This is a genomic window from Streptomyces sp. NPDC006610, from assembly GCF_040611575.1.
Taxonomy (GTDB): Bacteria; Actinomycetota; Actinomycetes; order Streptomycetales; family Streptomycetaceae; genus Streptomyces.
Genome location: NZ_JBEXOP010000001.1, coordinates 21,252 through 43,273, shown reverse-complemented (window position 1 = coordinate 43,273; position 22,022 = coordinate 21,252). Strand labels below are relative to the sequence as shown.

Below are 22,022 nucleotides of genomic sequence, written 5' to 3'. Positions count from 1 at the left end.
GCAGGGCAGGGGGCGTCAGAACAGGCTGAGGAGCGCCTCGGTCGGGTCCGCGAGGGGGGTGCCGCCGTCGGGGAGGGGCAGTTCGAACCAGACGGTCTTGCCGCGGTGGGTGCGGCGGGAGCCCCAGGCCGCGGAGAGCAGGCCGACGAGCTGGAGGCCGCGGCCCCCCTCGTCGGTGTCGCGGGCGCGGCGACGGCGGGGCTGGACCAGGCCGGCGTCCCAGACCTCGCAGACCAGGGTGCGGTCCAGCAGGAGGCGGAGCCGGATCTCGCCCTCGCCGTACCGCAGGGCGTTGGTGACCAGCTCGCTGACCAGCAGCTCCGTGGTGTCGACCAGGGGTTCCAGGTCCCAGCCGAGGAGCCGCCCGCGGGCCAGTTCGCGGGCCCGTCCGACGCTGCGCGGCTCGCGCGGCAGCGTCCAGTCGCCGACGGACTCGGCGGGCAGGCCCTGGACGCGGGCCATGAGCAGGGCGAGGTCGTCCTCGCCGTGGTGGGTGTCAAGGGTGTCGAGGACCTGGTCGCAGACGTCCTCCAGCGGCCGGGCGGGGTCCGTCAGCGCGCCCACGAAAGCCTGGAGCCCTTCGTCGAGGGGGTGGTCGCGGGACTCGACCAGGCCGTCGGTGTAGAGGGCGAGGAGGGAGCCCTCGGGCAGTTCGACCTCGACCTCCTCGAAGGGTTCCCCGCCGACGCCGAGCGGCAGCCCGGGCGGCACGTCGAGCATCAGTGCGGGCTCGCCGGGCTCGACCAGGACGGGGGGCAGATGGCCGGCGTTGGCGAAGGTGCAGCGCCGGGTGACGGAGTCGTAGACGGCGTACACGCACGTCGCGAGGTACACCTCGGACAGGTCGGCCTCGCGGGGCCTGCGGGCGGCGCGGGTGGCCTGCTGGACGCCTCCGCCGGGCCCGAACGCCTGGGAGGGACCGCCGGGGGTGCCGAGCCCGCGGGCGATCTCGTCCAGCTGGGAGAGCACTTCGGCCGGTTCGAGGTCCAGCTGGGCGAGCGTGCGTACGGCGGTGCGCAGTTCGCCCATCGCGACGGCCGCGCGCAGCCCGCGGCCCATGACGTCGCCGACCACCAGCGCGGTGCGGTGCCCGGGCAGTTCGATGACGTCGAACCAGTCGCCGCCCACCTCGCTGGGGCGGCCCGTGGAGGCGTTGCCGGGCAGATAGCGGCACGCGATGTCCAGTCCGGAGGCGACGGGGTCGCCCGGCGGCAGCAGGGAGCGCTGCAGTATCAGCGCGCGTTCGTGCTCGCGCCGGTAGAGACGGGCGTTGTCGATGCATACGGCGGCCCGCGCGGCGAGTTCGACCGCGAGGTCCCGGTCCCGGTCGCCGAACGGCTCGCTGCCCTTGGCCCGGGAGAACTGCGCGAGTCCCACGACGGTGTCGTGGGCGACCATCGGCACCGCGAGCGTGGACTGCAGCAGGCCGCCCTCCTCGGCCGGGATGTGCTGCGGCCGGGCGGTGCGCAGGGCGTCCGCGCAGGGCGAGGTGAACGGGTAGTGGTGGACCGCGCCGACCGCGACGGGCTTGTCCGCGCCCGGAAAGGGAGCGCCGGAGACGGCGCTGGCGAAGGCGACGCGGCGCAGTTCGGCGCTGCCGTCCGCGAGGCCGGGCGGGGTCTCGTCGCCGACCAGCAGCCCCTGGTAGAGGTCGACGGTGGCCAGGTCGCAGAAGCCGGGGACGACCACGTCGAGGAGTTCGCGGGCGGTGGTCTCCAGGTCGAGGGAGTTGCCGATGCGCGCGCCGGCCTCGTTGAGCAGGGCGAGGTTGCGCCGGGCGGCGGCGGCCTCACGGGCGGCGGCCCGGCGGGCGGTGACGTCGGTTCCCAGCCAGGCGATGCCGATGGGGCGGCCCGTTCCGCTGTGCACCCGGTAGAGGTTGATCGACCAGTGGCGGCGCTCCTCGGAGCCGGGCACGAAGCCCGTGACGTGCATGTCCGTGATGGAGTTGCCGGTCTCCAGGACGCGCCGCATGGTCGCCTCGACCCGATCGGCCTCGCCGCGCGGCAGATAGTCGTGGACCCCGCGTCCCCGGTGGTCGGCGGGCGTGCCGCCGAAGATGGACGCGAACCGCTGGTTGGCGCGCCGCACCTTCAGACTGGGGTCGATCAGCAGGAAGCCGAAGGGAGATTGGCCGAAAATCGCCTGGGAGGCGGCGAGGTCGGTCTCGATGCTGCGCAGCACCCGGACGTCGACGACGATGCACACGGCGGCCTTGCGCCCGTCCTCGGTGCGGGTCGGCATGACGTACACCTCGGCGAGCCCGTCCCGCCCGCGCCTGCCGCGCCCGTCGTCCACCGGGTCGGGCAGCCGGAAGGGGACCACGCCGGTCCACTCCCGTCCGTCCAGGATCTCGGCCATCTTGCGCTGGCCGCGCTCCCGCAGACAGGGGGTGACGAAGGCGTCGATGGGGTCCCTGCCGACGGCGTGCTCGGCGGGGATGCCGAAGATCTGCTCGGCCCGCAGGCTCCACTGCTCGACCAGCCCGTCGGGGCCGATGGAAAAGGACGCGACCTTGATGTAGTCGTAGATCGAGCCGGGTGGACTGCTCTGCCAGACGGCGTCACGGGGTGACGCCTCGCCGGAGACACCCGCGTCCTCCGTCCTCGCGCGGCCCGACGGGTCCTCGGACTCCGTGGCCTTCGCTGGTATCTCGCTCACGCGAACCGTCCCCTCCAGCTCACCGCGCCCGGCACCGGTCACCGAAAGGCGGCTGCCCGCAGTATCCAGCACTACGGGGCCGCACGACACGGTGTTCACGATCACAGCACGACCGAAAGCTTTTCGGCCCGTGCTGCGACGACACTCCCAGTCTTCTAACCAGGCGACACGCCCCCGAATCACCCACTCGGGCAACGGCCGACGGCGCACATGGGGCCAAGGGGGCGGAGCGAGCGCACCGCAAGCCGCGTTTCGGACGCTTTCAGACGGGTTTCCGTCGTGCCTCCCGGCAGCCCGGGTTCCGTCGTGGTTCCCGGCAGCCCGGGTTCCGTCGCGCTTCCCGGCAGCCCGGGTTCCGTCGCGCCTCCCGGCAGCCCGCGTCTCAGTCCGGCAGGGCCAGCTCGAACCACACGGTCTTGCCCGACTCCCCCGGCCGGGTCCCCCAGCGACGGGAGCTGGAGGCGACGAGCTGGAGGCCGCGCCCACTCTCGTCCTCGGGGCGGGCGGCGCGCTCGTGCGGCATGTCCGGGAGCGGGTCGGAGACCTCCACCAGCAGCACACCGGGCTCCCCGTCGGGGCGGACGAGACGGACGCCGATGGGTCCGGTGGCGTGCCGCAGGGCATTGGTCACCAGCTCGCTGACCAGCAGAGCGGCGATGTCGGCGACGCTGTCCAGCTCCCAGCCGTGCAGCCGGCGCCGGACCAGGGACCGGGCGGTGCGCACGGCTCCCGGATCCGCCGGAAACGTCCACTCGGCGCGGTCGTCCTCGGTCTCGATCACGCGGATCACTTCCCTGGCCGACAGGCCCGCCGCTGTCCTTTTCGTGGGCTTATATGACCCCATACCCGGCGAATGGCGGCGAGTACCGCCACCGCGGGGGCTGTGGGACGAACGGTGTACGCCCGCCCCGGAGCCCGGACGGCGAAGCCGTCGCAGGCGTCAGGGAGTTCCCAGGTGGGGCAGTGCCGCGCGGACCGCCGGGACGTCCTGGGGCAGCCAGGGAACGTCCCAGATCTCGGCCGGGGTCAGCCAGCGCAGCTCGTCGTGGTCCTGCAGCGGGGCGGGGTCCGCGGAGCCGGGGCGCAGCCGGGCGGTCCACACCTGGAGGGCGTACGGCGGCTTGAGCGGCCACTCCCCCGGGACCCGCCGGACGGTCTCGGCCTCCACGCCGAGTTCCTCGCGCAGCTCGCGCACCAGCGCGGCCTGCGGGGCCTCCCCCGGTTCGACCTTGCCGCCGGGCAGCTCCCACTGTCCGGCCAGCTCGGCCGGGGCACTGCGCCGGGCGGCGAGCAGCCGGCCGCCGTCGAGCAGGGCGGCTCCCACCACCACGATCCGTTCGCTCATGCGCCGGAGCTTAGGGGGTGGACCGGGCCGTGGGAGGCGGTGCCGCCCGTGGTGGACGGCCCTGCGGCCTCATTCCCCGTCGCCGACGCCCTGGCCGATGCGCTCGACCCAGTAGAGCTGCTTGTGCCCGCGGGCGTCGAGGCTGTCGGCGATCTTCTCGGCCTCGGCCCGGGTCGCGAATCTGCCCACGCGGTAGCGGTTGCCGTTGTCGTCCTGGCGTATGACGAGCCAGGGAAGAGCCACCGTGCTGTCGTTCATCGCGCCCCTCCGCTTCACGCCTCCGCCGTACGCACCCCGCCCACCGCGGAAACCTCTATCCGCATATGCCCGAGCCTACGCCCTACCTTCACGCAGCGAACACGGCTTTTCACCAAGAGGTACGCAACAAGCCATGGCCAAAGGGGCGCACAACGCGACGAGCGCCCTGCGTACGGGGTGCGCCGACATCCTCGACGACGTGTCAGAACCACCCGGGCCACCTGCGAAAACGTCCGGAATCCACCGGCGCGGGAGACGGCTCCCGGTGCGTGGGTGCCGGGAGCAACTGCCAGGGGGGCGTGCGCCTCCCGGCAGTGTGCGCTATTTCACGGGGAGGTGGTAGGCGACCCGGTACCGGTCCGCCGGAATTACCACGTCGGCCGTCTCGACCGCGCGCCCCGATGCGTAGAAGGTGCGCTGCACGACGAGCACGACATGACCGGGGACGCCGCCGAGCGCGAGCAGTTCCTCGGCGAGGCCGGGGCGGGCTCCGACCTCCTCGGTGACGTTGTCCACGACCACGTCGATGGCCGCCATGCGCTCGACCACGCCCATGCCTGCGAGCGGGCCCTCCTCGGGCAGCATGACGGGTGTGCGGCCGGTGACGGCGAGCGGCTCCCAGGAGGTGGACAGCATCATCGGCTCGCCGCCCTCCCGGTACAGGTACTTGGTGCACATCACGCGGTCGCCGGGCTCGATGCCGAGCCGCTCGGCGATCGCGCCGCTCGCCAGGGTCTGCTCGCTGCTGGACTCCCAGGTGCCGCGCACGGAGGCGTCCGCCTGCTCCTGCCGGAACGGCGTGGCCCCCGAGGCCGGGCGGAAGCCGGAGCGGGCGATGCTGCGCGGCACGGGCCGCTCGCGCACGTACGTGCCGGAGCCGGAGCGGCCCTCCACCAGGCCCTCGGCCATCAGCACCTTGCGGGCCTCCAGCGCGACCGTGTCCGAGACGCCGTACTCCTCGCGGATTCTGGCCTGCGAGGGGAGACGGGTGTGCGGGGGCAGCCGACCGTCGACGATCTTCTTGCGGAGATCACCTGCGACGCGCAGGTATGCCGGCTGCTCACCGAATGTCACGGGCCGCTCCCATCAGGTTGTACAGACAGCTACAGCGTGGCAACCCTCGGTTCCCGCGGGCAAGCAAAGGCCAGAGAATCACTCGAAGTGATGACTTCTGGTCGGGAGGGCTCTGCGCAGGCATTTCTCCCCATGCCGGTGGGCATCACACCCCTCGGGCGGCGCCGGTCAGACGTCCGCGCCGGTGTCGCCGCCCGCGTCGTAGTCGTACTCGGGCGGGCTGCTGTCGAGCCCCAGCGCCTCGCGCACGTCGATCGTGGTGGGGCCGTCGTAGAACTCGTAGGCCTTGTCGTAGTGGAGGTAGAACATGTCGGCCGAACCGGCCTTCGCCGCTTTCGCCCAGTCGTCGCGGGCGGTTTCCAGCTCCTTCACCAGCGCCGCCATCGGCCGCTCGGCGTCCGCCGGCCAGGCGCGTCCGTCGAGCACCGCGCTCTGTTCGGCGAGGGCGTCGCCGACCTCGCGCGCCCAGTCCTTGTTGGCGGCCAGATCGTCCTCCGGGTAGTCCTCGGGCTCCTTCTCCAGCACGGCGTCGACGGCCCGCACGGCCTGGAGATAGGCGACCTGGTCGGCGTCGAGGTTCGTCCGGTCGTTGCGCAGGGAGCCGGTGAGCCTGCCTCCCTGGTCCGTGTTGCCGAACAGGCAGGTGACCTCCCGGTCGCCGAGCCGCCAGCTCTGCCTCGTCGGGGTGAGGTAGTAGACGTCGACATGGCTCGGGAGTGCCCAGACATCCATGGCGTAGTCGGCGCGCAGGGCGTAGCAGCGGTCGTCGGCGAGAAGCGAGATCCGGTCGTCCCCGGGGAACTCGCCCTCGGGCAGGGCGATCGTGGCGAACACCTCGGCGTCGTGCTCGTCGGAGCACGGCACCACGTCGAGGTCGTAGGTCACGCCCTCCAGGGAGCCTGCCGTGTTGAAGCACTCGCCCCTGGCGACCGTGACGTCCTCCATGGCGCCCTCCTTGACGCCCTTCCAGAACTCGGAGGCGCCGCCGGTCGCCAGCATCAGCGCGAACAGCGCGAGACCGAGGGACGACAGGACGACGCCCGCGACCGCCAGGCCCTTGCCCCGCTCGCCCTTCCGGCCTATCTGCCGCAGGGCGACGGCGCCGAAGATCAGCCCGACGCCGGGCAGACAGCAGACGAGTCCCAGGACGAGGGAGGTGATGGCGAGCCCGTTGACGGGCGGCTGCTGGGGCGGCGGGTAGAGGCCCGGGGGGTACCAGGACTGCGCCTGCGAGGGACGGGGCGAGGGGGCGTGGGGTCCGGGACCGGCTCCGTATGCGCCGGGTGCGGCTCCGTACGCACCGGGTGCGGCTCCGTGAGGACCGGGTGCGGCTCCGTGAGGACCGGGTGCGGCTCCATACGGTCCTGGTCCGGGGCCGGTTCCGTAGGGGCTCGGCGGCGGAGCGGGGTACTGGCCGTGAGGGCCCTGGGGCTCGGGAGCCCCGGGGGGCGGGGGAATCGACACGGGTACCGGGCTCCTGGTTCGGGCGGCGACGCAGAACTGACGTACGACTTGGCGCATGGTAAGCGCGCCGCCGCCCCGGGATGAAACCGTGCGGCCGCCCGCCGACGAACGGGCCCCGGTCCGGGGGGCCGGGACCCGTCGGGACGTCGGCAGGGATGCCGTGGGCATCCCCAACGGCATCAGTCGTCCGATTGCCGCTTCAGGACTGCCGCTTCGGGCTGCCGGTCCGGCACTCGACCGAACCGGCGTCGGGCGACGTCAGAACTGGAGCGCCCAGGAGTCGATGCGCCCGGTGTCGAGGCTGGCGTTGTCGCTGACCCTCAGCTTCCAGGTGCCGTTCGCGGGCTCCGCGGACGCGTTGACGGAGTAGGTGGTGTGGATGTTGTCCGAACTGCCGCCGGTCGAATACCCCTTGAGGGTGTACGCCGAGCCGTCGGGGGCGATCAGCTGGACCTGGAGGTCGCCGATGTAGGTGTGCAGGATGTGCACCTCGACGGCCAGCGTGGCGGGGGCGTTGCCGGAGACGCCGGAGACGGTCACCGGCGACTCGACGGTGGAGTTGTCGCTGATGGCGTAGTCGCCGGTGTTCTCGAAGCGCGGACCGGGCGGGGTCGGGGTGCCGCCGCCGACGTACAGCAGCCGGTTCGGGGAGCCGGTGCCGGGGTTGGTGACGACGTTCGGGGTGGCGGCCGTCGTCAGCGCGCCGGAGACCTGGGCGGGCGTGGCCGTGGGGTTGTCGGCCAGGTAGAGGGCGGCGGCTCCGGCGACGTGCGGGCTGGCCATGGAGGTGCCGGAGATGGTGTTGGTCGCCGTGTCGCCGGTGTGCCAGGCGGAGGTGATGGAGGAGCCCGGCGCGAACAGGTCGAGCACGGAACCGTAGTTGGAGTAGCTGGCGCGGGCGTCGGAGGAGGTGGTGGCCCCGACCGTGATCGCCTCGGTGACGCGGGCGGGCGAGCGGGTGGAGGCGTTGACGTTCTCGTTGCCGGCCGCGACGGCGAAGGTGATGCCGGAGGCGACCGCGTTGCGCACGGCCGTGTCCAGGGCGGTGTCGGCTCCGCCGCCGAGGGACATGTTGGCGACGGCCGGTTTGACGGCGTTGCGGGCCACCCAGTCGATGCCGGCGACGACCTGGGCGGTGGTGCCGGAGCCGGAGTTGTTCAGCACCCGCACGCCGACGACCCGCGCCTTCTTGGCGACGCCGTACGCGGTGCCCGCGACCGTGCCGGCGACGTGGGTGCCGTGTCCGTGGCCGTCCTGGGCGGTGTTGTCGTTGTCGATGGCGTCGTAGCCGTAGGAGGCGCGCCCGCCGAAGTCGCCGTGGGTGATGCGCACGCCGGTGTCGATGACGTACGCGGTCACGCCCTGCCCGGCCGAGTCGGGGTAGGTGTAGCTGCTGTTCAGCGGGAGGGCCCGCTGGTCGATCCGGTCCAGGCCCCAGGAGGGCGGGCTGGGCTGGGTGGCGGCGAGGGTGAAGGTGCGGTTCTGCACGACGGAGGCGACGGCCGGGTCGGCGGCGAGACGTTTCGCCTCGGTCTCGGAGGCCTGGATCGCGTAGCCGTTCAGGGCCTTGGTGTACGTGCGCTCGATGTCCGCGCCGTACTTCTCGGCCACCGCGCGCCCGGCGGCGGAGCCCGAGCGGGCCCGGTCCGCCTTGAGGGTCACGAGGTAACTGCCGGCGACGGCGTTGGCCGCGCCCTCGTACTGGATGGGGCCTTCCGCTGCCGGGGCCGCGCCGGCGGGGAGGGCGGAGACGAGGCTCGCGGCGAGCGCCGCGGTGGTCGCGATACCGATCGCCGTCAGTCTTCGCCGGGCATGACGCATCACTGCCATCTGAGGGATCCTCCTCAATCGGTGGTGCGCTGGTGGGGCTGTGCACGGTGGTGCGTGCCGCGCGGGCGCGTCCGGCGGGTCCGGTGATTCCGGTGACACTGGTGATTCCGGTGGTACCCGTGACCGCCTTTGAGTCAGGTGCATGTCAATCCTGTGGGTGGGCGCACCCGCGCGTCAGCGAAAGATTGCGGCCTGCACGGCAATTGCACAAGGGTGCCCGCACGGATGCGCCCCGCCCGGCTCAGTCGTCGAAGCCCGTGGCGCGGGTGCGCTTCTCCCACGCCGTGACGTCGCCGCGCACCTGGTCGAGGTGGTCGAGGACCGCGCCGACGGAGTCGTCGCCGAGCGGCAGCCGCAGCGGGGTCCGCTCGGCCTCGAGGGCGGCCCGGATCAGCGCCGCCGCCTTGGCCGGGTCGCCGGCCTGCGTGCCGTCGCCTCCGGACACGTAGGCGCGGGTCTGCGTCACCTTCTCGTACACGCCGCTGTCGGCGCTGAAGCCGGCCCGGTTGCCCTCGAACAGCGAGGTGCGGAACGCCCCCGGCTCGACGATCAGCACCTTGATCCCGTACTCCGCCACCTCGTCCGCGAGCGCCTCGGACATGCCCTCCAGCGCGAACTTCGTGCCGCTGTACGCCGAGAAGCCCGCGAAGGACAGCTGCCCGCCCACGCTGCTCATCTGCACGATCGCCCCCGACCGGCGCTCGCGCATGTGCGGCAGCACCGCCCGCACCAGCGCGGCCGGACCGAAGACGTGCAGGTCGAACAGGGCCCGCAGCTCGTCCTCGGTGGTCTCCTCGAAGGCCCCGACGTGGGTGCGGCCCGCGTTGTTGACGAGGACGTCGATGCGCCCGTGCCGGGCCACCACGTCCCGCACGGCCGCATCGACGGCCTCGGTGTCGGTGACGTCCAGGCGCAGCGCCTCCAGCTGGCCGGGGTGGGCGGCCACCAGGTCGTCCAGGGCCTCGGTGCGCCGGGCGGCCCCGATCACCATGTCGTCGGCGGCGAGCGCCGCCTCGGTCAGCGCCCGCCCGAAACCGCTGGTCGCCCCCGTGATCAGCCAGACCTTGTTCATGACCCCTCCTCGGTATGTCCCGCAACGCCAACCACCCTCCCTCGAAAGCCGGTTGCCGGTCCAAGATCTGCGCTGATAACCGTTGGGCATGACGACGACGGACGTGCACGGCCGGGAGTTGCGCTACTTCGTGGCGGTGGCGGAGGAGCTGCACTTCACCCGTGCCGCCGAGCGGCTGTACGTGTCGCAGCCCGCGCTGAGCAAGCAGATCCGGGTCCTGGAGCGGCAGTTGGGCGCGGAGCTGTTCCGCCGGGACCGGCAGCAAGTGGCCTTGACGGAGGCGGGCGAGGCGCTGCTGCCGCACGCCCGGGAGATGCTGGCCGCGTGGTCGCGGGGCGCGGCGGCGGTCGAGGCGGCGCGGTCGGCCCGGGGCCGCACGCTGGTCGTGGGCATGAGCACCAGTCCGGGCCGGGGCGGTCTGCTGCCGGCGATCCGCTCCCGCTTCACCGCCGGGCGCCCGGAGGCGGTCGTACGGCTGCGGCAGGTGAACTGGCAGGACGCCACGGCGGGACTGGCGGACGGCGACACGGACGTGGCCTACGTCTGGCTGCCGCTGCCGGACGAGGACCGTTACGCGTGGACGCCGGTGGCTCAGGAGGCACGGCTGGTCGCCCTCCCGGAGCACCATCCGCTCGCGGCCCGCGAGGCCGTCGACTTCGCCGACCTCCTCGACGAACCCTTCCTCGCCCTGCCCCCGGCCGCGGGCCCGCTGCGCGACTTCTGGCTGGCGCTGGACGAACGCGGCGGACGCCCGCCCCGCGTCGGCGCGGAGATCGCCGGCACCGAGGAGACCTACGAGGCCCTGGTGGCGGGCCTCGGCATCTGTCTGGTCGCCGAGGGCAACGCCCCGCTGCTCACCCTGGGCGGGGTGGTGACCCGCCCGGTCCGGGGCGTGGGCCCGAGCCGTTACGTCCTGGCCTGGCGGCGGGAGGACGGCGACCGGCCGCTGGTGCGGGCGTACGCGCGGGCGTGCGCGGCGGTGGTGGAGGGGACGGGCGCCGCTGCCCGGACGGGGGCCGGCTGAGGGGAGTCCCTCAGCCGGCCGGCACGGCGCGCGCGATCGCCGCGCGCAGCCCTGGCAGGTCGATGAAGTCGGTGTGCGTGCCGGCGCTTGTGCAGGCGAACGCGCCGGAGACCGACCCGGCGAGTACGCACTCCTCCGGCGACCGGCCCTCCATCAGCGCGTGCAGGAAGCCGGTGACGAACGCGTCGCCCGCGCCGTTGCTGTCCACGACCGGCCGCTCCGGGCGCACCGCCGGGAAGTGCCGCGACGCCGTCTCGCCCCGTATCAGCAGACGGCAGCCGGCCGCGCCGTCCGTGGCCACCACGAGACGGGCGCGGCCCTCGTCGACGATCCGGTGCAGGACCTCCTCCAGCCGGCCGCGCAGGGCCGCCGCGCTGAGGAACACGTAGTCGGAGGAGAGCGCGTAGGTCAGGTGGTGGGGGTTGGCGCCGTCCCAGTCGTGCAGGTCCGTGGAGCTGGTGAGGCCCAGCCGGTGGACGTCCTCGTACAGGTCCCGGTTGACCCCGGTGATCGACAGATGGACGTGGCGCGCCCGCTCCAGGTGCGGCAGCCAGAACGCGCGGGGCAGCCGCAGGTCGGCAGGGTGCCGGGAGTCGTAGAAGGAGAACCGGCGGCCCTGCGCGTCGACCAGGTTGATGCCGCGCGGGGTGCCGTGCGGTGAGACCAGGTGACTGAAGTCGAGCCCCCGCTCGGCGTACGCGGCGAGCACCGCGCGGCCCTGTGGGTCGTCCCCGAGGTAGTCGATGAACTTGGTGGCGAGCCCGAGGGCGTGAAAGCCGAGCGCGACGCCGTTCCCGGTGCCGGCAACGTAGTCGTACACGGGCGGGACGTGCAGCGAGTCCCCGGACGGAACCTCCAGCTTCTCGACCCGCACGACGGTGTCCACACCGGCGCCGCCGACCACGAGGACGTCGTAGGAAGGCAGGGCCATGGGTGTGCTCCATCCGTCGCGGGGGCGGGCGCGTGGCCCGAAGTGCCGCGTCTACCCGAGGGATTGGTGACAACCCCGTCGATCATCGGCTCGGTGGTACCGCTGCGAGTCAAGCACCCTGGCGAGAACCCGAGCAAGCAGTTCCTGCAAATTTCAGTAGCTCTTGCACGAGCCCGCGCCCATTTCAGGTGGAGCTGCAGTTGCGCCATGCCGCTGCGCCCGACTGGATGCGCCCGCCGCGCCCGCAAGGCTGGTTCGCGGAGGACCTGGACCGCCGCCCTGAGGCGCCACGCCATACCGAGCTGATCGATGGAGCGCTCGTTTTATGATGTCGCCGCAGGCACTGACCCCTCGTCAGAGTATCCGGCTCCCATCCAGCACGGTGACGCCGAAGGGGTCGGACTCGACAGAGTCCAACCCCTTCTGACCTGCATGTTTGCCACGTCAGCGACGTGGTGTCGTTTCATCCGCTCACACGTTGAACCGAAACGTCTGGCCAAGCGCTGTGACCTGCGGGAACGTCTCTTTCGAGCCGGTCATCCCAGCACCATCCCAGCACGGGAGCGCTATCCCAGCATCATGCAGCTCTGGCGTCTCTCGCAGAGGGCTGGAGTACGGCGGGTCTGGCAAGCGGCATGATGACGAGCTTCACGGCTGGTGGTGGAGCGTCGCGGCCACGTCCTCGTCACTGGTCTCGTACGCGATGCCGCGCAGAACCGCGACCGGAGCGCCACGGCCGCGCTGGCCGAGGATGATGCCGGCTGCCGCGGCGATGAGGTCGGTGAAGGTCTCCTCCTGCCGTTTGCCGCCGTGCTCCGTCACCCGCAGGGGCGCCACGCCTGCCGCGCCGATGGAGATGACGGTGGCACCGCGCCGGTCGGCGCGGCCGTCGGAATCGGCGATGACCACGGCCACGGTGGCGCCGGAGTACGTATTCAGGGCGTCGCGCAGGGAGCGGGCGGAAGCGTCGGGATCTGCGGGCAGCAGCCAGGCGCCTTCGGTGCCGGCCCGGTCGATCCCGGCGGAGGTCAGCTGGTAGCCGAGCGTGTGGCGGGTGATGATCGGCCCCTTCTCGGTGGCCAGGAAGTGCTCAGTGGAGGAGTCGAGGATCAGTTGCACGATCTCGGCGGGCTTGCCCGTCCTGACGGACAGGGCGAGGGCCTCGGGGCCGGGGGTGATGCCGGCCAGGTCGACGTACCGCTTCTCCACCACGGACACGGCCTTGCTGGCGACGACGACGATGTCCCCGTCACGCAGTTCGGTGCCGGTGTGGCTGAGGACACCGGTGATGGTGCCGGCGAGATCGTCGCCCGGCTGGAGTTCGGGGAAGGGCTCCAGGGCGAAGGCGGAGAAACCTGAGGTCGGGGCGGAGGTCACCGGCGGGCTCCTGCGGCGGTGAGGACGGCGGTGTGCAGGCGGATGTGCGCAGTGGCGAGTATCTCGGCCCGCTTCCGGTGCGTGGCGTACTGTCCGGTGGTGAGCCAGTTGGTCACACGGCGGAGGTAGTGCGGTGGCCGGAGTGTTCCGCGAGACATTTCTCGGTTCCGTTCACAAGAGCCTCGTCGCCGATGGCTCGGCGGCGGTTGAATCCGGCCACTTCTGGAGTGCGGCGGCCGGTCCACTCCTCGTCACCCTGAGCGCCGCGGCGTTAAGGTCACCTCGCCGATCTCTGGCAAGTTCGGGCAAGTTCCTCGCCTCTCCGTGAAGGTGCGGGCAAGCTCTGGCACAGCATTCGTTACCGGCACCGGAGGTGGTCATCATGGCCCTGATCAAGCTCGGTAAGGACCCCGAGAGCCCCAGCGGGGGTTCCCCCACCGTCTACCTCGACGACGAGAAGGACACCTATCTCGTGCAGGGGTGGAAGGTGGAGGACATCGAGCGGCTGAGGCAGATGGACATCCCCGGCCACGAGACGGTGGTGGAGATCCCCCGGCGCATGGTGCAGTTCTTCCAGGAGGTGAAGCAGGGTGACGAGGACCCCGACGTTTGAGGAGCTGTTTCGTGACTGCCAGAGGACTGCCGTCCATCTGGAGATGCGCGACGCCTACATGAAGTCGGACCCGGCCTTCATCGACTGGAAGGCCGGTGAGACCTTCGACCCCGCCGAGCGCTGGGCCGACTGGCACGCGATCGTCACGGAGGCAACCGGGCGAGGCGTGGAGGTCCGACGTGCCCGTATCGTCTCGACGCCCGTCAGCGAGTACATCCGCTTCGAGTACGACGTAACGGACGGGCTGAACATCGCTGCCGGCGAATCCGTGCGCTGGCTGTCGCGGCGGACCGCCACCGACCTCGCCCTTCCGGGCAATGACTTCTGGCTGTTCGACTCCTCGCTCGTCCTCGTCAACCACTTCGACGGCGAGGGCGAGACGCTGGAGCTGGAGCTGACGGAAGACCCGGAGGTGGCGAAGCTCTGCGAGTCGGCCTTCGAGGCCGTGTGGAAGCGGGCGACGCCACACGCCGAGTTCGAGTTGGCCTGACGGCCTGATCCGCACCTCCGCACATGACATCGCCATCTTCGAGCGTCCAGGAAGCCCGCAAGGCGCTCGGGAAACGCCTGGCCGAGATCCGGGAAGGAGCCGGACTCACCAAGCGAGCGCTGGCCCAGGGACTGGGCTGGCACGAGTCGAAGGCTTCGCGCTTCGAGAGAGGCACCCGTGCACCCTCGGAGCGCGACCTTCGTGATTGGTGCAGGGCCTGTGGCGCGGAAGGCGAGGCGGAAGATCTCATCTCGACCGCCCGCGGCATCGAGGGCATGTATGTCCAGTGGCGCGACATGGAACGAGACGGTCTGGAGTTTGCACAGAAGTCCGTTCTTCCGCTCTGGGAACGCACCCAGCGATTCCGTATTTACTCGCCTTGGCTCATCCCTGGCCCTGTGCAGACGGCTTCCTATATCAACGCGCTGCTGACTTCCATTCGTGACCGCCGAGGACTCGTCGACGACGTGCCAGAGGCCGTCAAGGTGCGCGTGGAGAAACAGAAGATCGTTTACGGGCCTCACCAGTTCGCCATCCTTCTTGAGGAAAGTGCCCTGCGGTACCGCATCGGCGGCACCGACGTGATGGCGGGCCAGCTCGGCTATCTGCTGAGCGCTATGGCGCTGCCCTCGGTGAGCATCGGCATCATCCCCCAGAACGCCGACCGCTCGGGCCTCTGGCCCGTCGAGGGCTTCTTCCTGTACGACGACGACACGGTGAACGTCGAGCTGGTGTCAGCTCACCTCACGATCGTGGCAAAGCACGAACTTGCCATGTATGCCAGAACGTTCAGCGACCTGTACGAACTTGCCGTCCACGGCCCGGCTGCACGTGAACTCATCACGGCAGCCATCGAATCTCTCGGGTGAACGTCTGGCAAGTATGGGCACACTCCTGGAGCCCCGCCCTTCCTTCTTCCTAGCTTTATGGGCACGACGAAAGGCGTGCTCCGGAGGGGCCAGTGATGTTGATGGCAAGTACGGGCAAGGCAAGGAATTCGGCCGGGGAACCCGAGGCAGGCGTCGAGATCAGCGTCGCGGAGATTACCTCGCTGACCGACACCGCTCTCGGCTTTCGGCTGGGCACCACGACCCGTGAGCAGTTGGACTGCTACGTGCCCAGACTTGCCAGGGAGTTGCGTCGGCTCCTCAGCAAGGAATTGGGAGCCGACGAGGACCCCGACGTGCAGCAGCTCGTCCGCAAGGCGCGGGAGATGGTCGACCTCACGGCCCGCCCAACCGTCGACACCCCCACGTTCGGCACGTTCTCCTACCTCCGCGATCTCGCCAACCTGTCGCGCCGGCTCCTGTGGGTCTACGCCACCAAGAACGAACTGGGGGCACCGTGAGCGTCAGGGAAGACCAGATCATCCGGGAGCTGTCCCACTACATCCACGAACACCCCGACGAACAAGAGCCTTTGATGCCGGTCTACGACGCGGCGGTGGACCACTCGCGGCGCCAGGCTGGCACGCACGAGCAACGGTGCCCGCTCATGACGACAGGAGCCGTCGTCGTCGACGAACAGGCCCGCGTACTGTGCCTGCGGCACGAGGGCGGCTACGCGCTCGCCGAGGCCGAACCGGAGGAGCGGGACGCCACTCTGAGCGAGGCGGCCCTGCGCCTGCTGGCCGAGCAGGTCGGCATCAGGGACGTGTGGACACAGCTCGGCGCCGAGGGCCCGTTCCTGGTCGACGTGACCGGGCCGGGACACCACAGGTACGGACGCCGTCTTCGGTCGGCATCCGCTACCTCTTCCGGGCCCACTCCGGCGCCGTCCTCCCCTCCGTGATCGAAGCGGGCGCAGCGGCCTGACGGCCTCTCTCGGACATCAACATGCCGGCACTGCGCAGCCGCGTCGAGCGCCATCTGATCGTGACCGAATGAGCCCCCGTAACCAGCAACTCGCCTACATCGCACCCTTCGTCGCGATTGGAGGCGCACTCCTGCTTGGCATCTGGAGGAGCTGAATGCATCGAAACCGAAGCGCACAAACGGCCAGCTCAGTACGGCCCGGACCGCCCCCTCCGCCATTCGGGACCGTCGAAGAGTTTAAGCAGCCCTGGGACGTTCACATCGGCGACTTCGTCCTTCTCGGCCACCAGTACCTGTGCATCCGGGACATGAGGGCCGCCGGCACCTCCGCCCGCGTCCTGCACTTCGCCGGACGCCCCCCTCTCGTCATGCGCACTGGCCGGTCCGTCTACCGGCCGGTCACATACCGCTGATCTCGCACGCTCGGGCCTCGCACCCCTCTCCACCTCCCACCACGAGGAGCTTCGCCATGCCCATGCGCTTCCGGAAGATCCACGGAGCGGGCAACGACTTCATCCTGTTCACGAATCCCGAACCCAGAGACGACGCCACCTGGGCGAAGGAAGCGGAACGCCTGTGCGCCAGGCGAACCGGCGTGGGCGCTGACGGCCTGGTCGTCAGTCGCGTCACCGACGACCGCCCCTCCGTGCACGAAGTGCAGTGCTTCAACGCGGACGGCTCGATCGCCACCATGTGCGGCAATGCGCTGCGCTGCGCGGCGTGGGCGGCTCAGCACGACGACGGACTCAACGTGAAGAGGCGCCTCAGGCTGCGCATGGCGGGCGTCATGCACGAGGCCGTCGTCGATCCGGCGTCCGTCTGGGTCACGGCTCAGGTGAACTCCATCCAGCCCCGCGTCTTGCAGACGGTCATCAACGGTCAGCCGACGTGGTTCGACAGCGTGCACACCGGCACCGAGCACGTCGTCGCCGTCGTGAGTGACGTGGACGCCATCACCGCGGCAACCGTCGGCCGGGCGGTCCGATACCACGACAACGTCGCCCCACTCGGGACGAACGTCAACTTCGTCCAGCCCTTTGGCGGCAGGTCGCTCAAGATCCGCACCTACGAGCGCGGAGTCGAGGCCGAAACGCTCTCCTGCGGCAGCGGAGCCGTCGCGGCGGTCGTCGCCGCCACCATGCGCGGGCTCGTCCCCAAGGGCGAGGTCACTGTCCACAACCGGGCCGGTGAGCCTCTCACCGTCCGGCCGCACGAGCACCAGCCGAACCGGGCCGCATGGGTAGGCGGGCCGGTCACCTACACCTTCGAAGGGGTACTCGCATGACCGTCTTCCTCGACTCCAGCTCGACCCAGGCGGCACGCAAGGCCGCTGAGGAACTCCGTGAGTGGGGGCGCAGCCGGCGCGGCCTCGGCGTCGCCCTCATCTACGGACCCGTGTCCGCCGAGGACAGGCTCTACCACTCGAAGTGCCCCGTCGAGCAGCGGTCCGTGACCGCCCTGGGCGAGGCGCTCGACGAGATCGGGGCGCGATGGGAGGTGCTGGACCCCACGAAGCCCGGCTTCATCAAGGAACTGGTCGACTACGACGTGGCCCTCTCGAACCTCCACGGTCCGTACGGCGAGGACGGCCGTCTCCAGGGACTGCTCGACTACCTTCGCGTGCCCTACTGCGGCAGCGGGGTCCAGGCATCCGCGGTGGCCGCCGACAAGATCCTCTGCAAGCGGATCATGCTGTCCCTCGGTGTCCCCACACCCGGCTGGCGGGTCTGGTCCGGCGGCCCGGTGAACTGGGGCAGCCGAGCCGTCATGGTCAAGCCACCCTTCGGCGGCTCCAGCGTGGGCATGAGTCTCGTCCGCGACGCGGCCGACCTGCCGCGAGCCCTCGCGGAGGCTGCCGGCGAATCCGGCGACGAAGTACTCGTCGAGGATTACGTGATCGGCGCCCCCGTGACCGTGGGCATGCTGGAGCTTCCCGGCGGCTCGGTCGTCGTCTTCCCGCCACTGTCCACCGAGGCGACCGATGCCGAGTTCTACGACGCCGACACCAAGCTCGACGTGGACTCGAAGGGCGCCGTCACCGTCCGCGCCGCCGAGCTGGAGACCGTCGCGATGAACCGAATCGCCAGGGACGCCCGAACGCTGTGGGATGGGATCGGGCTGCGCGGTTCGGCACGCATCGACTTCATCGTCACCGAGGAGGGCGGCGCGTCTGTGCTGGAGGTCAACAGCACACCGGGCATGTCCCGTGACAGCAACTTCGCGGTCGGCGCGGCGATGATCGGGCTCACGCACACGGATGTCGTTCTGGCGATGCTCCACGAGGCCCTGACACGCCCGCCGTACGATATCCCCCTGCCCACTCCCGCGTTCTCCAGCACCACGCTGACGCGGGAGGCTGCCGTCTCTGCGTAGGAGCCTGCCGCTGTGCCGCGCGTCCACGAAGTCCCCATGTGCCGACAGCTCATCGACCCCGCCGAGTGGGACCTGCACGGCGGGTGGGCACTCGGAGACAGGCTCGAATGGTCCAACCGGGCGTGCGGCCTGGCATCCCTCAGGATGATCCTGCTCGCCTACGGGTGCGAGGCGCCCACGGTGACGGAACTCCTGAAACTCGCGGTGAAGCACGAAGTCCTGACCCCGCGTGGAGCACTCCACGCGGGGATCGCGAACCTGGCCACGGAGCTGGGAGTGCCCGCCGTGGCGGAACCCGTACCCGTCCAAGAGCTGCTCGGCCGCCTCGACGACGCCCCGCTCATCGTGTCTGTGACCGAGCAGTTCCCCGAGGACGGCCGTTCAGGCGGCCACCTCGTCATCCTTCGCGGCTACGAGCGCGGTCCCGACCCGCTGCTCCTTTTCCGAGACCCGTCAGCGTGGGGCCAGACGCACGATCGCGTCCCGCTCAGCCGCCTGTCCCATTCCTACACCGGACGCGCGATCACCTTCGCGCCCCTGACCTCGACGGAGACTGCCGATGACCGAGGCTGACGGGGAAACGACTCAGACCGCAGGCGGTCGGAGGATCGCCGTACTCGGAGAAATGCTGGAGCTGGGCGACGAGGCGGTGGAGGCTCATCTCGAGGTCGGCCGCTTCGCGGCTGAGAGCGGAGTCGATCTCGTCGTAGCAGTCGGCGGAGACCTCGCCAAGCAGCTCGCCCTCGCGGCGGGCGCAGCGGGCGTACCTGAGGTGGCGATGGTGGGCGACAACAAGACCGCCGCTGCCTACCTTCACACCGTCATCAGGCCGGGCGACACCGTTCTCGTCAAGGCTTCGCGCGGCGGACAACTCTGGCAGATCGCCCAGTCTCTCTCTGGTCAGACCGTCACGAACCTGTCCGGTCAGCCTGCGGACTGAGGTCGCCCTCAGCCGGGTCCTCGCTCTGGGCGTCGACCACCAACAACACGTCCTCGTCAGTCACCGCGCGAGCACTGAGTTTCGGCGGCGAGAGGGCGGGGCGGGCTGGGCCCGGCAAGGGCGATCACTCAGGCTGCGGACGCGAAGGCGGATTGCATGATGTCGCGGCATCGGTCCCATGACTCCGGGACCAGATGCCCGTAGATGTCGACCGTGGTCTTGATCGACTTGTGGCCGAGCCAGCGCGAGACCTCGTGGATCGGGATGCCGGCCGCCAGCGCGGTCGAGGCGAAGAAGTGCCGCAACGAGTGAGGGTGGTACTTCGGTTTGCCCTCGGCGTCCACCAGCCCGGCCGCCATGCACGCCTTCCTGAAGTGGTACGTGTAGGTGTTGGCGGTGGGCATGATGCCCTTCCCGCGCTCGCGGGGCGCGAAGAACACTTCGACCTGCCGTGTCTTCCCCGTTGCGGTCTGGAAGGCGAGCGGGATCGGCTTCCACAGTTCCTCGTGGGCGGCGATCTCGGCACACAAGAAGTCTGCGGCGGGCACGTCGCGGTACTCGCCCTCCTCACGGTGCTTGAGGGGGACGAGGCGCGTCTTGCAGTCCTCGCGGTGCGCCTTCGAGCTGATCTGCCAACGGATGCGGATCACGTCGTTCCGCAGGCAGCCGACGTGGAAGGCCAGGGCCTCGCTGACTCGAAGACCGGCCCCGGCCTGGAGCCAGACGGTCAGCTTGTACTGCGGAGACATGTGCGCGTGCAAGAGTCGGACCTCGGCCAGAGTGGGAATCTCGTCCTCGTCCACCGCGTGGCTTCCGGGGGCGTTCTTCACTTCCTTGGTCGGGTCCTCCCGGATCCGCTTCTCTTCCTTCGCGGACCAGAAGATGTGCTTCACCATCTTCATCCGGTCATAGACCGTGCTGGCCGCCAGTTCCTTGGCGATGGCCGCCTTGAAGTGCTCGATGTCCCTCTTCGTGACCCCTGCGATCGTCTTGCGACCGAGCCTCGGTATGAGGTGGTTGTCGATGAAGCCCTTGTAATTCGCGTACGTGGACTCCCCGACGATTCGGCGGGCGAGCCAGTCCTCGGCATAGGTGCGAACCGTGATCTTGCCCGCGTTGGGGTCGATATAGAGACCCTCGTCCTTGTCGGCCTCGACCCGCGCGGCGAAGGCGTCGGCTCCGTTCGGCCCGGTCTTCTTGTCGAAGGTCTTCTCCCGCTGACGCGCGGTCCTGCCACCGGGCTCGCGATAACGCACTGTCCACGAGTGGCCGCAACGGGGCTTCGTGCACGGATAGGTGGAGACCTTGGGGTCGGACTTGCATCGCTGGAAAACGGTAGCCAAATATAGCCTTTCGCTTTCTAGGGCACGGCCAAGCGACCCTTACCCGTAGTTGTCTTCGAGGTAGGCGATGATATCGCGCTCACGGAATCTCAGGAGACGGCCGACTTTCTGAGCCTTGAGTCCCCACGTCCGGTACTTGTTCTTGACGGTGATCTCACTGACCTTGAGCCACGCCGCCACCTCTTCCGGGGTCAGCAGGCGATTACTCCCTCCAGCGGTCAACTCGCCACCTGCCCGCTCGCCCCGGCAAAACCTCGGAACTCAAAGAGCATTTGCATCACCCTCCACGGCTGGGGTGCCGTTACGGTTCAGCGTCGGGCACCACGGTCATCTGTGCAGCAGAGGGCGTGCCTTTCTCCACATGCGAGTTGACGGCGCGACCCACTGCGTTCGCCACAACTCCGCCGCCGAGGGCGACCGAGCGCGAACTCATCAATGGTCGCGACGATCGCCGGTTTGGCTAACCGGCGATCATGGTCTATGTTGCGCGCCGCGTCGGCCGGAACCGAACGTCACGGGCCGGCCGCAGCCCTCGAGCCAGCCGAAATGAGCACAGCGCTGGGATCGCCTTCACTGACAGGCCGGTGGCCCACAGTCAGAAGGGCAGCCTGGTGGAGACGACGCCGTAGCGGCCACCACCAGGAGGAGGGCCAAGCCTTCAGGGGCCAAGGGCAGAGCGGGCAAACGGAATGAAGGGAGCGGGATCGAGTAGCGGAATCAGACGGACGAGCCTCTCAAGACCACGACAGCAGAGCTGCCTCAGGGTGCGGAACCCCGCACCTTGTCGCACCCCTGGCCCCGGCGCAGTAACTGCACCATCTGGCTTGGTGTTTGCCGGGGTGTTGTACGTTGACATGATCCCGGCCGAGGGTCCAGTCTTTCGGGGTTCTTTCTTGTCTGCCGTGGGCGAATGCCAGAAGAGACGCACCCTGCCCCACGCGCCACCTTCCGACAAGCACCTGACGACCGCTCTGGGTGATTGCGACAACGCTTGTCCGGTGGCCCGAATCGGCACACCTCAGCGTCGACTGCGGGGCGCCCCCGCATCACTCTCTGCAACTAGTACAGAGTTTGAGAGCCAACTCTGGATCTTGACGCGGTTCCGTGCGTATGCTCGTTGCCCCGGGCGTCGAGTTCCTAAACGGCATGGCCCGCCCCGGTAGGGCGACGCCCGCCAGCCACCACCACACTGATCCCATTCCACCGGCCACGTCAGCGTGGCAACGCTGCAAAGGGGTTGTTACATGCCTCCCACTCTGCATGAACCACTGCCGTCCACAAGGTGCGGTCGATCCTTGCGTCCGAGGGGACGATGAGTGTCGACGCCCGGGAAGCCGAGAAGGCGACTTGCGACGGTACGAAATCTGACCCTGCGAAGGTGCGGAATCCGACCCCTTCCGTCGGAATCCGACC

22 protein-coding genes and 1 pseudogene are annotated in these 22,022 nt (G+C 70.0%); 11 read left to right on the top strand and 12 right to left on the bottom strand.

The window, feature by feature from the left end:
• Positions 1-15: 15 nt before the first annotated feature.
• From ABZY13_RS00210 to ABZY13_RS00175, 8 genes are all read right to left on the bottom strand, one after another.
• Positions 16-2,661 carry a SpoIIE family protein phosphatase gene (locus ABZY13_RS00210; RefSeq protein WP_356626349.1) on the bottom strand — a complete coding sequence of 882 codons (2,646 nt, stop codon included), beginning with the start codon at positions 2,659-2,661 and terminating at the stop codon, positions 16-18.
• Between the two features lie 382 nt (positions 2,662-3,043).
• Positions 3,044-3,505 (bottom strand): ATP-binding protein, encoded by a 462-nt coding sequence (locus ABZY13_RS00205; RefSeq protein WP_356626348.1) that lies wholly within the window; start codon positions 3,503-3,505, stop codon positions 3,044-3,046.
• A gap of 96 nt (positions 3,506-3,601) precedes the next feature.
• Positions 3,602-4,006 carry a (deoxy)nucleoside triphosphate pyrophosphohydrolase gene (locus ABZY13_RS00200; protein ID WP_356626346.1) on the bottom strand — a complete coding sequence of 135 codons (405 nt, stop codon included), beginning with the start codon at positions 4,004-4,006 and terminating at the stop codon, positions 3,602-3,604.
• 69 nt (positions 4,007-4,075) lie between these two features.
• Complete coding sequence (locus ABZY13_RS00195) at positions 4,076-4,264, bottom strand: SPOR domain-containing protein (protein ID WP_356626344.1); 189 nt, start codon at positions 4,262-4,264, stop codon at positions 4,076-4,078.
• Between the two features lie 321 nt (positions 4,265-4,585).
• Positions 4,586-5,338 carry a GntR family transcriptional regulator gene (locus ABZY13_RS00190; protein WP_356626342.1) on the bottom strand — a complete coding sequence of 251 codons (753 nt, stop codon included), beginning with the start codon at positions 5,336-5,338 and terminating at the stop codon, positions 4,586-4,588.
• A gap of 168 nt (positions 5,339-5,506) precedes the next feature.
• The gene (locus ABZY13_RS00185; protein ID WP_356626340.1) at positions 5,507-6,802 is read right to left on the bottom strand and encodes a DUF4190 domain-containing protein; all 1,296 of its coding nucleotides are present in this window, start codon (positions 6,800-6,802) and stop codon (positions 5,507-5,509) included.
• A gap of 258 nt (positions 6,803-7,060) precedes the next feature.
• Positions 7,061-8,632: a S8 family serine peptidase gene (locus ABZY13_RS00180; protein ID WP_356626339.1), complete on the bottom strand. Its 1,572-nt coding sequence runs from the start codon at positions 8,630-8,632 to the stop codon at positions 7,061-7,063.
• A gap of 241 nt (positions 8,633-8,873) precedes the next feature.
• On the bottom strand, positions 8,874-9,704 hold the full coding sequence (locus tag ABZY13_RS00175; protein ID WP_356626337.1) for an SDR family NAD(P)-dependent oxidoreductase: 831 nt from the start codon (positions 9,702-9,704) through the stop codon (positions 8,874-8,876).
• Positions 9,705-9,786: 82 nt separating this feature from the next.
• Between ABZY13_RS00175 and ABZY13_RS00170 the strand changes: the two genes are divergently transcribed.
• Positions 9,787-10,728 carry a LysR family transcriptional regulator gene (locus ABZY13_RS00170; protein ID WP_356626335.1) on the top strand — a complete coding sequence of 314 codons (942 nt, stop codon included), beginning with the start codon at positions 9,787-9,789 and terminating at the stop codon, positions 10,726-10,728.
• 10 nt (positions 10,729-10,738) lie between these two features.
• On the opposite strand, the gene ABZY13_RS00165 is transcribed toward ABZY13_RS00170, so the two are convergent.
• Positions 10,739-11,659, bottom strand: a complete 921-nt coding sequence (locus ABZY13_RS00165) for a carbohydrate kinase family protein (RefSeq protein ID WP_356626334.1) — start codon at positions 11,657-11,659, stop codon at positions 10,739-10,741.
• 227 nt (positions 11,660-11,886) lie between these two features.
• Here ABZY13_RS00165 and ABZY13_RS00160 point away from each other — a divergent pair.
• Positions 11,887-11,999 (top strand): annotated as a pseudogene (locus ABZY13_RS00160) (Uma2 family endonuclease); the annotation flags it as partial.
• Between the two features lie 308 nt (positions 12,000-12,307).
• Here ABZY13_RS00160 and ABZY13_RS00155 read toward each other — a convergent pair.
• The gene (locus tag ABZY13_RS00155) at positions 12,308-13,036 is read right to left on the bottom strand and encodes a coenzyme F420-0:L-glutamate ligase (protein WP_356626333.1); all 729 of its coding nucleotides are present in this window, start codon (positions 13,034-13,036) and stop codon (positions 12,308-12,310) included.
• A 382-nt stretch (positions 13,037-13,418) separates the two neighbouring features.
• On the opposite strand from ABZY13_RS00155, the gene ABZY13_RS00150 reads away from it, so the two are divergent.
• The 9 genes from ABZY13_RS00150 (at position 13,419) to ABZY13_RS00110 (ending at position 19,266) form a co-directional block, all read left to right on the top strand.
• Positions 13,419-13,649, top strand: coding sequence for a hypothetical protein (locus tag ABZY13_RS00150; protein ID WP_014674724.1), 231 nt, complete (start codon positions 13,419-13,421; stop codon positions 13,647-13,649).
• A complete protein-coding gene (locus ABZY13_RS00145) occupies positions 13,627-14,139 on the top strand; it encodes a DUF6879 family protein (protein WP_356626331.1) in 513 nt (170 codons plus the stop codon). The genes ABZY13_RS00150 and ABZY13_RS00145 overlap by 23 nt, the downstream gene beginning before the upstream one ends.
• 23 nt (positions 14,140-14,162) lie before the next feature.
• Positions 14,163-15,008 carry a helix-turn-helix transcriptional regulator gene (locus tag ABZY13_RS00140; RefSeq protein WP_356626329.1) on the top strand — a complete coding sequence of 282 codons (846 nt, stop codon included), beginning with the start codon at positions 14,163-14,165 and terminating at the stop codon, positions 15,006-15,008.
• 95 nt (positions 15,009-15,103) lie between these two features.
• Positions 15,104-15,487 carry a hypothetical protein gene (locus ABZY13_RS00135; protein WP_356626327.1) on the top strand — a complete coding sequence of 128 codons (384 nt, stop codon included), beginning with the start codon at positions 15,104-15,106 and terminating at the stop codon, positions 15,485-15,487.
• A complete protein-coding gene (locus tag ABZY13_RS00130) occupies positions 15,484-15,930 on the top strand; it encodes an NUDIX hydrolase (protein ID WP_356626326.1) in 447 nt (148 codons plus the stop codon). The genes ABZY13_RS00135 and ABZY13_RS00130 overlap by 4 nt, the downstream gene beginning before the upstream one ends.
• Positions 15,931-16,422: 492 nt before the next feature.
• Entirely contained in the window at positions 16,423-17,238 is an 816-nt protein-coding gene (gene dapF / locus ABZY13_RS00125; protein WP_356626324.1) for a diaminopimelate epimerase, read from the top strand.
• Positions 17,235-18,326, top strand: coding sequence for an ATP-grasp domain-containing protein (locus ABZY13_RS00120; RefSeq protein WP_356626322.1), 1,092 nt, complete (start codon positions 17,235-17,237; stop codon positions 18,324-18,326). The genes dapF and ABZY13_RS00120 overlap by 4 nt, the downstream gene beginning before the upstream one ends.
• Before the next feature lie 36 nt (positions 18,327-18,362).
• Positions 18,363-18,899 (top strand): C39 family peptidase, encoded by a 537-nt coding sequence (locus tag ABZY13_RS00115; RefSeq protein ID WP_356626320.1) that lies wholly within the window; start codon positions 18,363-18,365, stop codon positions 18,897-18,899.
• Positions 18,886-19,266: a UDP-N-acetylmuramoylalanyl-D-glutamate--2,6-diaminopimelate ligase gene (locus ABZY13_RS00110; protein ID WP_356626319.1), complete on the top strand. Its 381-nt coding sequence runs from the start codon at positions 18,886-18,888 to the stop codon at positions 19,264-19,266. The genes ABZY13_RS00115 and ABZY13_RS00110 overlap by 14 nt, the downstream gene beginning before the upstream one ends.
• Positions 19,267-19,394: 128 nt before the next feature.
• Here ABZY13_RS00110 and ABZY13_RS00105 read toward each other — a convergent pair whose 3' ends face one another.
• Complete coding sequence (locus ABZY13_RS00105; RefSeq protein ID WP_356626317.1) at positions 19,395-20,609, bottom strand: tyrosine-type recombinase/integrase; 1,215 nt, start codon at positions 20,607-20,609, stop codon at positions 19,395-19,397.
• Positions 20,610-20,648: 39 nt separating this feature from the next.
• A complete protein-coding gene (locus tag ABZY13_RS00100) occupies positions 20,649-20,831 on the bottom strand; it encodes a helix-turn-helix domain-containing protein (RefSeq protein ID WP_356626316.1) in 183 nt (60 codons plus the stop codon).
• Between the last annotated feature and the right edge of the window lie 1,191 nt (positions 20,832-22,022).

Bases quoted from the DNA above. Each gene is read 5' to 3' on its own strand.
- ABZY13_RS00135 (WP_356626327.1), top strand. From the start codon at position 15,104: ATGTTGATGGCAAGTACGGGCAAGGCAAGGAATTCGGCCGGGGAACCC.
- ABZY13_RS00195 (WP_356626344.1), bottom strand. From the start codon at position 4,264: ATGAACGACAGCACGGTGGCTCTTCCCTGGCTCGTCATACGCCAGGAC.
- ABZY13_RS00150 (WP_014674724.1), top strand. From the start codon at position 13,419: ATGGCCCTGATCAAGCTCGGTAAGGACCCCGAGAGCCCCAGCGGGGGT.
- ABZY13_RS00175 (WP_356626337.1), bottom strand. From the start codon at position 9,704: ATGAACAAGGTCTGGCTGATCACGGGGGCGACCAGCGGTTTCGGGCGG.
- ABZY13_RS00180 (WP_356626339.1), bottom strand. From the start codon at position 8,632: ATGGCAGTGATGCGTCATGCCCGGCGAAGACTGACGGCGATCGGTATC.
- ABZY13_RS00110 (WP_356626319.1), top strand. From the start codon at position 18,886: ATGACCGAGGCTGACGGGGAAACGACTCAGACCGCAGGCGGTCGGAGG.
- ABZY13_RS00200 (WP_356626346.1), bottom strand. From the start codon at position 4,006: ATGAGCGAACGGATCGTGGTGGTGGGAGCCGCCCTGCTCGACGGCGGC.
- ABZY13_RS00120 (WP_356626322.1), top strand. From the start codon at position 17,235: ATGACCGTCTTCCTCGACTCCAGCTCGACCCAGGCGGCACGCAAGGCC.
- ABZY13_RS00115 (WP_356626320.1), top strand. From the start codon at position 18,363: ATGTGCCGACAGCTCATCGACCCCGCCGAGTGGGACCTGCACGGCGGG.
- ABZY13_RS00165 (WP_356626334.1), bottom strand. From the start codon at position 11,659: ATGGCCCTGCCTTCCTACGACGTCCTCGTGGTCGGCGGCGCCGGTGTG.
- ABZY13_RS00140 (WP_356626329.1), top strand. From the start codon at position 14,163: ATGACATCGCCATCTTCGAGCGTCCAGGAAGCCCGCAAGGCGCTCGGG.
- dapF (WP_356626324.1), top strand. From the start codon at position 16,423: ATGCCCATGCGCTTCCGGAAGATCCACGGAGCGGGCAACGACTTCATC.
- ABZY13_RS00205 (WP_356626348.1), bottom strand. From the start codon at position 3,505: ATGGGGTCATATAAGCCCACGAAAAGGACAGCGGCGGGCCTGTCGGCC.